At 57.4% G+C, this 11,102-nt stretch carries 12 protein-coding genes and 1 other annotated feature; of the genes, 2 read left to right on the top strand and 10 right to left on the bottom strand.

Going from position 1 to position 11,102, the window contains the following annotated elements; all coding sequences use genetic code 11:
- Nucleotides 1–208 precede the first annotated feature (208 nt).
- Entirely contained in the window at nt 209–637 is a 429-nt protein-coding gene (gene ibpB, locus EXW94_RS13535) for a small heat shock chaperone IbpB (RefSeq protein WP_010426545.1), read from the bottom strand.
- 136 nt (nt 638–773) lie between these two features.
- On the bottom strand, nt 774–1,184 hold the full coding sequence (ibpA, locus tag EXW94_RS13530; protein WP_010426546.1) for a small heat shock chaperone IbpA: 411 nt from the start codon (nt 1,182–1,184) through the stop codon (nt 774–776).
- Nucleotides 1,178–1,249: a sequence feature (ROSE (Repression Of Heat Shock gene Expression) occurs in the 5'-region of heat shock genes and acts as an RNA thermometer to modulate expression.), on the bottom strand. It overlaps the preceding gene by 7 nt.
- 248 nt (nt 1,250–1,497) lie before the next feature.
- Between ibpA and EXW94_RS13525 the strand changes: the two genes are divergently transcribed.
- Nucleotides 1,498–1,830, top strand: a complete 333-nt coding sequence (locus tag EXW94_RS13525) for a YceK/YidQ family lipoprotein (protein ID WP_010426547.1) — start codon at nt 1,498–1,500, stop codon at nt 1,828–1,830.
- On the opposite strand, the gene EXW94_RS13520 is transcribed toward EXW94_RS13525, so the two are convergent.
- The 8 genes from EXW94_RS13520 to EXW94_RS13485 all read right to left on the bottom strand — a co-directional run bounded on the left by EXW94_RS13520 (nt 1,827) and on the right by EXW94_RS13485 (nt 10,050).
- Nucleotides 1,827–3,056, bottom strand: a complete 1,230-nt coding sequence (locus EXW94_RS13520; protein WP_174340310.1) for a DUF3748 domain-containing protein — start codon at nt 3,054–3,056, stop codon at nt 1,827–1,829. The genes EXW94_RS13525 and EXW94_RS13520 overlap by 4 nt on opposite strands.
- 51 nt (nt 3,057–3,107) lie before the next feature.
- Entirely contained in the window at nt 3,108–4,445 is a 1,338-nt protein-coding gene (locus tag EXW94_RS13515) for an MFS transporter (RefSeq protein ID WP_108417245.1), read from the bottom strand.
- Between the two features lie 114 nt (nt 4,446–4,559).
- Nucleotides 4,560–5,708, bottom strand: coding sequence for a galactonate dehydratase (gene dgoD / locus EXW94_RS13510; RefSeq protein WP_174340309.1), 1,149 nt, complete (start codon nt 5,706–5,708; stop codon nt 4,560–4,562).
- Nucleotides 5,705–6,322 (bottom strand): 2-dehydro-3-deoxy-6-phosphogalactonate aldolase, encoded by a 618-nt coding sequence (locus tag EXW94_RS13505; protein ID WP_042714333.1) that lies wholly within the window; start codon nt 6,320–6,322, stop codon nt 5,705–5,707. The genes dgoD and EXW94_RS13505 overlap by 4 nt, the downstream gene beginning before the upstream one ends.
- On the bottom strand, nt 6,306–7,184 hold the full coding sequence (locus EXW94_RS13500) for a 2-dehydro-3-deoxygalactonokinase (protein ID WP_174340308.1): 879 nt from the start codon (nt 7,182–7,184) through the stop codon (nt 6,306–6,308). The genes EXW94_RS13505 and EXW94_RS13500 overlap by 17 nt, the downstream gene beginning before the upstream one ends.
- Nucleotides 7,181–7,870: a D-galactonate utilization transcriptional regulator DgoR gene (gene dgoR / locus EXW94_RS13495; protein ID WP_003861109.1), complete on the bottom strand. Its 690-nt coding sequence runs from the start codon at nt 7,868–7,870 to the stop codon at nt 7,181–7,183. Before dgoR ends, EXW94_RS13500 begins: the two co-directional genes overlap by 4 nt.
- Nucleotides 7,871–8,096: 226 nt before the next feature.
- Nucleotides 8,097–8,909 (bottom strand): sugar-phosphatase, encoded by an 813-nt coding sequence (yidA, locus tag EXW94_RS13490; RefSeq protein WP_172701413.1) that lies wholly within the window; start codon nt 8,907–8,909, stop codon nt 8,097–8,099.
- Nucleotides 8,910–9,024: 115 nt separating this feature from the next.
- Nucleotides 9,025–10,050, bottom strand: coding sequence for an NAD(P)-dependent alcohol dehydrogenase (locus EXW94_RS13485; RefSeq protein WP_174340307.1), 1,026 nt, complete (start codon nt 10,048–10,050; stop codon nt 9,025–9,027).
- A gap of 110 nt (nt 10,051–10,160) precedes the next feature.
- Here EXW94_RS13485 and EXW94_RS13480 point away from each other — a divergent pair, with 110 nt between their 5' ends.
- Nucleotides 10,161–11,093, top strand: a complete 933-nt coding sequence (locus tag EXW94_RS13480) for a LysR family transcriptional regulator (RefSeq protein ID WP_174340306.1) — start codon at nt 10,161–10,163, stop codon at nt 11,091–11,093.
- Nucleotides 11,094–11,102 lie beyond the last annotated feature (9 nt).

Raw genomic sequence — 11,102 nt, 5'->3', positions numbered from 1 at the left:
TTCCTGTGCATAACCTTAGTTATGTTAAGGATTCTCTCAGAGCCGGATGGGATTGTATGGGCGATGGCGCACAAAAAAGCCCTGCCGTGGCAGGGCTTCGTGCAGTCTGTGAGTATTGTCGGGTGGCGGCTGCGCCTTACCCGACCTACAGGAGCGGCAGGATTTGTAGGCCGGGTAAGGCATAGCCGCCACCCGGCAAAAAAGTCTATTAACTATTCAACGCCGGACGCTCGCTAATGGCGATACGCTGCGGCGCGATGGCTTCCGGCACGTTGCGGAGCAGGTCGATATGCAGCAGCCCGTTGGTAAACGTCGCGCCGGACACTTCCATATGGTCTGCCAGGGTAAAGCTCAGGCTAAACGGCTGATTAACCAGCCCCTGATGCAGCCATTTGGTCTCGGTCTCTTGTTTTTCCGGCGTCCCCTTAACGGTCAGACGCGTGCCTTCAAGCTGAATATCCAGATCGTCCTGGCGGAAACCGGCCAGCGCAAGGGTGATGCGATAGTGGTTATCGTCGCTTTTTTCGATATTGTACGGCGGAAACGTCTGTTGCTCGGTGGTGCTTTGCAGGGCGTTAGCCAGTTTGTCAAAACCAATCCACTGACGCAGCAGGGGGGATAAATCGTAGTTACGCATACTAAATCTCCTTCTGAGAAGCGAGTTCGGCACAGTTTAATTTTGTGCGCAGTTGTTCCTGCAAACCCTTGCGGATTCGCATATGCTCCCGTTACGGCAAGCAATTCAGGGTGGGCCGCTCACGCGACCCGCGTAATTAGTTAATTTCGATACGGCGCGGTTTTTTCTCTTCCGGAATCACACGTTCCAGTTCGATAAACAGCAGGCCGTTAACCAGGTTCGCGCCTTTAACGTGAATGTTCTCGGCTAACTGGAACTTGCGTTCAAAGTTGCGCTCGGCGATGCCCTGATAAAGGTAGGTACGTTCTTTCTGCTCGGCCGCATGGGAACCTTTCACCACCAGCAGGTTGTCCTGCGCGGTGATCTCCAGTTCGTTTTCTGCAAAACCGGCGACGGCAATAGCGATGCGGTAGTGGTTTTCGTCAACCAGCTCAACATTGTATGGAGGGTAGCCGTTGCTCTGGCTTTGGTTATTTTCTAAATGGTTAAACAGGCGGTCAAAACCAATTGCAGAACGGTATAGCGGAGAAAGATCGAAGTTACGCATAAATAAAACTCCTGAAATCAGCGAGAAAATGTAGCCTTCCACCATGGACAGGCCTTTGTGCCCCCGAACACCCATCAGGCGAGTTCGTTATCGGGCCACATTCTTAAAATGGGTCTGGATACGGGCTTTTCAAGCGTATTGATGTGAGATTTTTTTGCACTTTGCGGGTTGTCGCTTAGACTGGGACAACAGCACAAAGAGTTAAATTGCGATGGCTGCCACAGTGCGGGGTTTTCGGGCTATTCATTTAGGGTAAGGCTCGCTATAACCCTGAGTTGCAGGTCGATGCAGTGTTATTAACGATGACTGAGTGATGATGAAAAATGTTCTGATAAAGCTGACAGCGTTCAGCGGGGTGGTATTACTTTGCGGGTGCTCGAGCGTGATGTCTCACACCGGCGGTAAAGAAGGAACATATCCGGGGACGCGCGCCAGTGCGGCCATGATTTCCGATGACGACACAAACTGGGGAACCAAATCTCTGGTTATCCTGGATATGCCTTTCACGGCAGTCGCCGATACGCTGCTGCTTCCGTGGGACATGTTCCGCACGGACAGTTCCGTGCGCTCACGCGTTGAGAAAAGCGAGCAGGAAAATCTGGCGACCAACGCCGTCATCCCGCCCGCTGCAATGCCCCCGCGTTAGTCCTCAGCGGTTTCCGTTAGCCACAGCTGGCGGAAACCGTCCGTCTCTTCCATCCAGGCGATAGAAAGCCCGTCAGGCGAGAACACGACCGCATCCGCAGACGGTGGATTACCGCGATCGGACGTCAAAAACGTCACCTCTCCGGTCTGCGCGTCGCAGCAGGCGATCCGGTTTTCAAGCACACATCCCAGCATGTTCCCGGAAGGGTGCCAGTTAAACGCAGACTGGATCCCGCTCTCCGTATGGGTTAACTGGCGCGGCTCGCCGCCCTCAGGAGAGATCAACCACAGCTGCACAGTGCCGTTATCATCCCGCATCAGAAACGCGATCTGCGTTCCCTGCGGATTACTGCGAACCCAGTGGCGCGGCACGTTCACCAGCCCCGGATAACGGTTCTGGTGAGTGAAGGTCAATCGACGCTGCATCACCCCGGCAGGTGGCGCTGGCAGCGTCTCTGGCGTTCCCTGCAGAGGCGCATCACCCGCTCGTTTCCAGCCCTGCTCGTCCTGCGGTAACGCGACAATAAACAACTCGGGTACTTTTACGCCCTTTTCAGACAGCGTGTCGCCGATAAACGCCAGCCTGTCGTTGCCTACCCAGCCCTCTTCATAGGCGCGGTTGATTTCATCGCTGCCCGGCTGTGGGTTGGGCGTGGTGCGGCTGACCAGCACGCTCCAGAAGGTTCCCGGATACTCACGCGGATGATTCCCCTGCGGGTTCACCGGGCCGAAAGGCGCGGCCACGCCGACGTTGCGTAAATCGAGCTTCGGATCGCGCTCGTGCAGCACGTGGTCGTTATAGGTGAAGCTGACGAGCTGCCCGTTCGGGCTAAAGACGTGCACATGGCTGCCGCCGCGCAGCGCGCCTGCGGTGTAGGGCGCAGTGATATCCATCGCGTCAAGATTGCTCACCTGACCGTTACAGGCAATGACTCCCTGACGATGATGAAAATCATAGTGCCAGTCTGCATCCGGTTTTTTCGGGCCGTGGATAAAGACGTATTTTTCCTGTGCGGGATGAACGGTCACCACGCCAACATGCGCGCCGTCAGTGGCGCGATAGATCACCTCCACCTCACCCGTAGCGACATTGACCCGCTCAATGGTTTCGCCGGTAAATGACGCACCAGACGGGCGTACGTCGTAGACCAGCCACTGGCTGTCCGGCGTCCAGGTATTAATATTGGTGAGCTGATGGTTACGGGGAGCGAAGGTGATTTGTTTCATGAGGATACCCTGATGCACGGTGAGTGCATCAGGGTAAAACATCCGCAGGGATTAGCCTACTCGTTTCACATCGCCCACCAGCAGGATGTAGGAGAGTGCCCCGATCAGCGCCACGGCAGAGATATAGACCAGCGCCGGGCCGAAGCCGTAGTCTTGCGCCAGATAGCCGATGACCAGCGGTACGGTGATCCCGCCCAGCCCGCCGACAAAGTTGAACACGCCGCCGGTCAGGCCAATCAGCCGCATCGGCGCGAGGGACGACACCAGCGACCAGGTGATAGAGGCGAAACCGTTACCGAAGAACGCCACCGCCATCAGGGTCATAATCCACACCGGATCGTTGGTGTAGTTGGCACCCATGATGCAGGTTGAGATCAGCAGCCCGCAGATAATCGGCGTTTTACGCGCCACGCCCAGCGAGTAGCCTTTTTTCACCAGCTTATCGGCCAGCCAGCCGGAGAGCAGCACGCCGAAAAACGCCGCGAGGAACGGCACGGTGGTCATAAAGCCCGCTTTCAGTGCCGTGATGCCCTTCTCCTGGGTCAGATAGTTCGGGAACCAGGTCAGGAAGAACCACAGCGTGGAGGTCACCGCGAACTGGCCCAGATAAACGCCTACCAGCTTACGGTGGAAGACCAGCTTCCAGTCCGCTTTGGTCAGCGGCTGGCGCGCCTCTTTTTTCACCGGCGCATCGCCATCCACCAGGCCACCGCCGTCGCGGATGTAGTCCAGCTCGGCTTTGGTGATGCTTTTGGTCAGACGCGGCGGCTGGTAAACCTTGAACCAGATCAGCGACCAGATAATGCCAATCCCACCGGTGACGATGAACACCCAGTGCCAGCTCAGCAGCTCCTGGATCCAGATCAGCAGCGGCGTCAGGAACGCCAGGCCGACAAACTGCCCGGAGGTGTAAAAGCCGACGGCGGAGGCGCGTTCATGTTCCGGGAACCAGCTGGTCACCATGCGGTTATTGGTGGGAAACGCGGGCGCTTCGAAAACCCCAGTGATCGCGCGCAGGCCAATCAGCGACATCAGCCCGGTCGCAAAGCCCTGGAACAGGGTCGCCACGGACCAGCCGAAAATGGCGATAAAGTAGGTCAGACGTGAACCCACGCGGTCAAGGAACCAGCCGCCGGGGATCTGGCAGAGCGTATACAGCCAGGCAAACGCCGAGAAGACGTAGCCCATTTCCGCTTTGGTGATGCCAAACTCTTCCTGAATATGGGCCGATGCCACGGCAAGGTTGGCGCGGTCGACATAGCAAATGACCACGGTAATAAAGATCATGATTAGCGTCAGGTAGCGGCGACGCCCGGTTTTTGCAGCAGTAACTGGAATATCCATCGCAATCTGTCTCCAGATTTTGGGCATAGCGAAGCCGCTCACCATGCCCTGTAATTTACAGAGGGTTATATTTTTGTATGTACGTTTTTATTGCCCGGTGGCGCTGCGCTTACCGGGCCTACGGGAGAGTAGGCCGGATAAGCGTAGCGCCATCCGGCTTTACCATTCGGCTACGGAACCATCTTCATGACGCCACAGCGGGTTACGCCAGTCTGGCGCGTTTTTACTGAGCTCAATGACTTTGGCTTCGTCAATTTCTACGCCAAGGCCCGGCTTCGTTAACGGTTTAAAGAAACCGCCTTCCATGCTGAAGTCTTCTTTGTTTTTCACAAAATCGAGCAGCTCCGCGCCCTTGTTATAGTGAATCCCCATGCTCTGTTCCTGGAACACGGCGTTGCGGGAGACAAAGTCCACATGCAGACAGGCTGCCAGCGCGATCGGCCCGAGCGGACAGTGCGGCGCCAGCGCCACATCGTAGGCTTCGGCCATCCCGGCAATTTTGTAGCATTCGGTGATGCCGCCCGCGTGGGAGAGGTCCGGCTGCAGGATCGCAATGCCGCCCGCTTCGAGCACGCGCTTGAACTCGAAGCGCGAGAACATGCGTTCCCCCGCCGCGATGGGAATGTGCGTCTGTTCAGCCAGTTTCGGATAGTATTCCGCCTGCTCTGCCAGAACCGGCTCTTCGATAAACAGCGGGCGATACGGCTCCAGCTCTTTAATCAGCACTTTGGCCATCGGCGCGCTGACGCGGCCGTGGAAGTCCAGACCAAACTCGATCTCGTTGCCGAAGGCTTCACGGATTTGCGCCACGGTATTCACCGCGCGATCCACCGCACGCGAGTTGTCGATAATGCCCATCTCTTCGCAGCCGTTGAGCTTGAAGGTATCAAAGCCAATGTTGCGCAGCTGCGTGATGCCGTCGATCACTTCCGCAGGACGGTCGCCGCCGACCCAGCTGTAGGCTTTAATTTTGTCCCGCACCAGGCCGCCCATCAGCTGCCAGACCGGCGCGTCCAGCACTTTGCCTTTGATATCCCACAGCGCCTGGTCGATACCGGCGATGGCGCTCATCAGAATCGGTCCCCCGCGGTAGAAGCCCGCGCGGTACATCACCTGCCACAGGTCGTTGATGCGCGCCGGATCCTGACCAATCAGGTATTCACCCAGCTCGTGAACCGCCGCTTCAACGGTGCGCGCGCGTCCTTCAATTACCGGTTCGCCCCAACCTACAACGCCTTCATCGGTTTCGATTTTCAGGAACATCCAGCGCGGGGGTAAACGGTACGTGGTGAGTTTGGTTATTTTCATTTCACTGCCTCTCGATACGCTTTCACAAATGCTGCTGCCTGCTGTGCGGTACGTTCCACGGACTGCCCGGCGCGATACAGATCGCTGCCCAGCCCCGCGCCCACACAGCCCGCGCTCATCCACTGGCCCAGGTTTTCTGGCGTTACGCCGCCCACGGCAAAGACCGGCACGCTGGCGGGTAAGACCGCTTTCAGGGCTTTGATGTAGTCAGGGCCAAAGGCCGACGACGGGAAAATTTTGAGCGACTGCGCGCCCGCATCGAGGGCAGTAAAGGCTTCCGTGGCGGTGGCGCATCCCGGGCAGACGGTCATGCCGTAACCCACCGCGCGGCGGATCACCTCAGGCTGAATGTTGGGCGTGACGATAAGCTTGCAGCCCATTTTCGCCAGTTCATCCACCTGCTCCGGGTGCAGCACGGTGCCTGCGCCAATCAGCGCCTTCTCACCGAACGCCTCCACCACGGCCGGAATGCTTTTTTCCCACTCCGGCGAGTTGAGCGGGATTTCAACCGCGTCGAATCCGGCGTCGATAACCGCACCGACGTGGGCTAACGCCTCATCGGGCGTGATGCCGCGCAAAATCGCGATAAGGGGAAGATCAGTTTGCCACTGCATGAGCGATGCTCCTTATTCCTGCCTGAAATGCCGTGTCGCCGGATACCGTTGCAACATCACACCCAACGGCGCGGAACGCCTGCTCGTAGCGCGACGTCAGCGATGCGCCGGCGACAAGGGTGACGGCCTGCTCGTGCGCGATGAAATCACGCATGCTGGCGACTTCTGCGCCAATCAGCAGGCCGGAGAGAAATTCGCTGACCTGCTCGCGCGGGAGATTTCCCAGCACGTGCGAGGCGCGAACCTCAAAAAGCTGCGGCAAAACATCAGGAGAAGCGATCCCACGGTCAAGCCCGGCAGCAAACGCCTGTGACGAGGCTTCCTGTTCCGGCAAACCGGCTCCCACCAGCGAGTGGTTGAGCAGCAAATGGTGCAGCTCGCCGGTCATCACGGTGCGAAAATCGTGGATTTGCTCAGCATCAGCCTGGACCCACTTGCAGTGCGTTCCAGGCATGATGTAGACAGAAGAAGGAGAAAGCGTGCGCGCGCCAAGCAGCTGCGTCTCTTCGCCGCGCATCACGTTGTGGTTATCGTCGCGAGAGACGCACAAGCCGGGAATAATCCAGATATTGTCGCCAACGGACGTTAACTGCTCGCCAATAGCGGAGAAGTGGGCGGGAACCGGCAGATAAGGCGCGACTTTCCAGCCTACGTTACTGCCGACCATACCCGCCATGACCACCGGCGTGGCGCTATCGCGCCAGTTTTGTGTGACCTCTGCTAACACCGCCTCGGGGGATTTACCGTTCAGGCGCGTCACGCCTGCTTCTGATTGCCTGCTCTCCAGGCACTGCTCGCCCTGATAAAGCCAGGCGCGCAGATTGGTCGATCCCCAGTCAATTGCGATGTAGCGAGATGTCATGTGATTTCCTTCAACCTTCGTGTCGAGCTGGCGATCATGGTAAGTGCCGCCTGCTCTGCCGCATCGCCATCCTGATGCCGTATCGCATCGAACAGCGCTTTATGTTCCTGGAGCGTTTTCGGCATGTTGGCCTCATCGCCCATCCAGGTACGTTCAAATACTGCTCGCTGTAGCGAGCTGATCGCCACGCTAAGCTGCTGTAATACCGGGTTATGCACCGACTGCAGCACCGCTTCGTGGTAGCGAATATCCGCCTCGTTAAACGCTTCCCGGTTCTGGTTATTGGCGATCATGTCGTTCAGGGCCGACTCAATCTGCGCCAAATCGCCGGACGTTGCGCGCTCCGCCGCCCAGCGGGCGATGGCCGGTTCCACCAGGTTTCGTACCTCGCTCATCGCACCGATAAGCCTTGGGTCGTAGTCGTTTTCCAGCACCCACTGCAGAACGTCGGTATCGAGGTAGTTCCACTGGTTGCGCGGGGCAACAAACGCACCGCGATAGCGCTTCATTTCAATCAACCGCTTCGCCATCAGCGAGCGGAATACTTCCCGGATGATGTTGCGCGAGGTTTCAAACTCTTCGCACAGTTCGGCCTCTGCTGGCAGCGGTGAACCGGGAACGTATTTGCCCCCCACAATCTGGGTGCCCAGCGTGATGACGATGCGATCGGTTTTATTGAGAGTCATGGAGAGTCCTTGTGCTCTGTATGTCCATCACTACTTTACCGCGACCGCTGAATTTCACCTCACTTTTGCAGTACAAACGTGAGGGAGTTCGTCTTTGCTGTGGTGGTAATGTAGTACAATCACTTAATGTTGTACTACAATCAAGATCACAAAAAGAACAATTCAATAAATTCAGCGCAAAAAAAAGCCCCGGTTGATAACCGAGGCTGATAATTAAAAATAAGCGTTACTGCAGCACAAATTTCTCGATCGCGTGGGCAACGCCGTCTTCCAGGTTGGATTTGGTTACGAAGTTGGCCACTTCTTTCACGGATGGAATGGCGTTATCCATCGCCACGCCCATGCCCGCGAACTCAATCATCGCGATGTCGTTTTCCTGGTCACCCAGCGCCATGATCTCTTCCGGTTTGATACCCAGCGCATCAGCAAGCGATTTTACGCCAGTGCCTTTATTGACGCGTTTATCGAGGATTTCGAGGAAGTATGGCGCGCTTTTGAGCACGGTGTACTTCTCTTTTACCTCCGCCGGAATGCGTGCGATGGCTTTATCCAGGATTTCAGGCTCGTCGATCATCATCACTTTCAGGAACTGGGTCGCTGGGTCCATCTTCTCGGCTTCACAGAACACCAGCGGGATCGTCGCGACAAAGGATTCATGCACCGTGTAGTAGCTGATGTCGCGGTTAGCGGTGTACAGCGTGTTGCGATCGAGCGCGTGGAAGTGCGACCCCACTTCACGGGACAGTTTTTCCAGGAACAGGTAGTCATCATAGTTCAGCGCGGTTTGCGCCACCGTGCTGCCGTCTGCGGCTTTCTGCACCAGCGCACCGTTGTAGGTGATGCAGTAGTCGCCCGGCTGATTCATGTGCAGCTCTTTCAGGTAGCTGTGTACGCCCGCATACGGACGGCCCGTGGTCAGGACCACATTCACGCCCTTCGCGCGGGCGGCGGCGATCGCGTTTTTAACGGCTGGAGAGATGGTGTGGTCTGGCAGCAGCAGCGTGCCGTCCATGTCGATTGCAATGAGTTTGATAGCCATGAGATCCCCGGGATAAATGAGTGCTGCCTCATGCTAACGCGATTAAGCCCACAAAAATAGAGCTACATTGCGCAACAGAAATACCCCTTTTACGCAAATCCCGGGGAGCGCTGACTTACTCGCGGGTAAGGACGATTTTGCCAAACGCGCCGCGATCCAGGTGTTCAAACGCCTGTTCAAGCTCGTTAAAACGGTAGCGATGTTCGATCACAGGTTTCAGTCCGGTCACGTCCACGGCGCGGACGAAATCTTCCAGCGCCCGGCGGTGGCCCACGCCAATCCCCTGAATGACGGGGGATTTCAGCAGCAGTTCGCCAGCTGAGAGCGTAATCTCCGTCCCGGCCAGCACGCCAATCACGGAGATACGCCCGTGAACGGCAACGGCGCGCAGGGAATGCTTCAGGTTCTCTCCCCCTACGGTTTCGATAATATGGTCGATACCGCGATCCTGCGTGAGCGCCAGCGTATTTTCAGCCCAGTCACCCTTCAGACGGTTGATGCCCTGATTAGCCCCCAGTTTTTTGGCCTGCGCCAGTTTTTCATCGCTTCCCGAGGTGACAAACACCTCTGCGCCGTGCGCTTTTGCGATTTGCAAAGCAAAGAGCGCCACGCCGCCCGTGCCCTGCACCAGCACCGATTGCCCGGCGCGCAGCTGGCCGCGTTCCACCAGCGCAAACCAGGCGGTAAGCCCTGCGCAGGGCAGCGTGCTGGCCTCGGCGTCATCCAGGGTCTCCGGAGAGGCCACCAGCGCGTCTTCCTTCACAATCACATACTCGGCCAGCATGCCCTGGAAGTATCCGCCGGACGTTTTATAGGGCAGATTGCGCGCGTCCGCCTGCGGCTTACCGTTGATCCACTCAGGGAAGAAGGTTGAGATGACCCGCGCGCCGGGTTTGAAGCGCGCAACGCCGTCACCAATGCTGTCCACCACGCCCGCCATGTCAGACGCCGGGGTAAACGGGAAGGAAAGCGGGATCGGCATTGTGCCTTCAACAACCATTTTATCGCGATAGTTAAGCGCAACGGCATTCACCCGCACGCGGATCTCACCCGGGCCGGGCTGTGGAACGGGTGCCTGAGTCAGCTTGAGGTTCTCGCGCCCGAGGGCATCCATGGACCAGCGTTGCATTGTCTCTGTCATTTTATTTCTCCTGCCATCAGATGAGCTTTAGTCCTGATAGTCTACCGTTGACCAAGTGTCGCCAGTGGCGATAAGTTTTCTCTTTATTGACGCCAGAATAGATACAATCCATGACCGATACGCTGAAGGATATTCCTGTTTTGGCCACCGTTGAGGCGGGAAGTTTCTCGCAGGCCGCCATTCGTCTGCATTTGTCACGCTCGGCGGTAGGAAAAAGCATCGCTCGCCTCGAGGAGCGGCTTGGTGTACGCCTGTTTCAACGCACCACCCGCAGCCAGAGTCTTACCGATAACGGCGCCCTTTTTTATGAACGCTGCCTGCGCGCGCTGGAGGAGATTCGGGGTGCGGAATCGCTGCTTGAAACCGGGAAACAGCAGGTCAGCGGTCGCCTGCGCGTTGCCATGCCGGTGCTGTTTGGTCGCCAGTGCGTCGCCCCGCTGCTGATCGCGCTGGCGCAGGAACACCCCGGGCTTGAGCTTGAAATGTCATTCAGCGACCGCGTGGTGGATCTTGTGGAGGAAGGGTTTGATATGGCGGTGCGGAACGGCACGCTTCAGGACAGCAGCGTGCTGGTCGCCAGAAAGCTGGGGGAACACCGCATGGTGCTGTGCGCCGCGCCGGAGTATCTGCTGAAGAAAGGCCAGCCACAAAGCGTTAATGATTTACCCCTGCATACGGCCATTAACTATCTGCGCGCAGGCAGAGTGTTGTCCTGGCAGCTGATGGATAGCGAAGGAACATCGCACACCTTTACGCCCCGATCGTCGCTCAATATGGATGATTTGCAGGCGATCTGCGACGCTGCGCTGGCCGGACACGGCATTGCATGGTTGCCCTGCTGGATGGTCGTCAAAGATATTCATCAGGGTAAGCTCGTCCCGCTCCTGAAGCAGGCGCCGGATGTGCATTTCAACGTTCATGCGGTGTGGCAGCAGACGCCGCATCTGCCGCTGAGGGTAAGAATGGCGATAGATACGCTGGCGAGCCGTTTACCGTCCGTGATGTCGCTGGATATGCCTGCGCCCACAAAAAAGCCGCGCTAAAAGCGCGGC

Origin of the sequence: Enterobacter sp. JMULE2, from assembly GCF_013337145.1 — a bacterium.
Lineage (GTDB): Bacteria > Pseudomonadota > Gammaproteobacteria > Enterobacterales > Enterobacteriaceae > Enterobacter > Enterobacter mori.
The sequence above is the reverse complement of the archived record's forward strand: the minus strand, read 5'-3'. Positions and strand labels throughout refer to the sequence as shown.

Coding starts and splice junctions, on each gene's coding strand:
- ibpB (WP_010426545.1), bottom strand. CDS start 637: ATGCGTAACTACGATTTATCCCCCCTGCTGCGTCAGTGGATTGGTTTT.
- ibpA (WP_010426546.1), bottom strand. CDS start 1,184: ATGCGTAACTTCGATCTTTCTCCGCTATACCGTTCTGCAATTGGTTTT.
- EXW94_RS13525 (WP_010426547.1), top strand. CDS start 1,498: ATGATGAAAAATGTTCTGATAAAGCTGACAGCGTTCAGCGGGGTGGTA.
- EXW94_RS13520 (WP_174340310.1), bottom strand. CDS start 3,056: ATGAAACAAATCACCTTCGCTCCCCGTAACCATCAGCTCACCAATATT.
- EXW94_RS13515 (WP_108417245.1), bottom strand. CDS start 4,445: ATGGTGAGCGGCTTCGCTATGCCCAAAATCTGGAGACAGATTGCGATG.
- dgoD (WP_174340309.1), bottom strand. CDS start 5,708: ATGAAAATAACCAAACTCACCACGTACCGTTTACCCCCGCGCTGGATG.
- EXW94_RS13505 (WP_042714333.1), bottom strand. CDS start 6,322: ATGCAGTGGCAAACTGATCTTCCCCTTATCGCGATTTTGCGCGGCATC.
- EXW94_RS13500 (WP_174340308.1), bottom strand. CDS start 7,184: ATGACATCTCGCTACATCGCAATTGACTGGGGATCGACCAATCTGCGC.
- dgoR (WP_003861109.1), bottom strand. CDS start 7,870: ATGACTCTCAATAAAACCGATCGCATCGTCATCACGCTGGGCACCCAG.
- yidA (WP_172701413.1), bottom strand. CDS start 8,909: ATGGCTATCAAACTCATTGCAATCGACATGGACGGCACGCTGCTGCTG.
- EXW94_RS13485 (WP_174340307.1), bottom strand. CDS start 10,050: ATGACAGAGACAATGCAACGCTGGTCCATGGATGCCCTCGGGCGCGAG.
- EXW94_RS13480 (WP_174340306.1), top strand. CDS start 10,161: ATGACCGATACGCTGAAGGATATTCCTGTTTTGGCCACCGTTGAGGCG.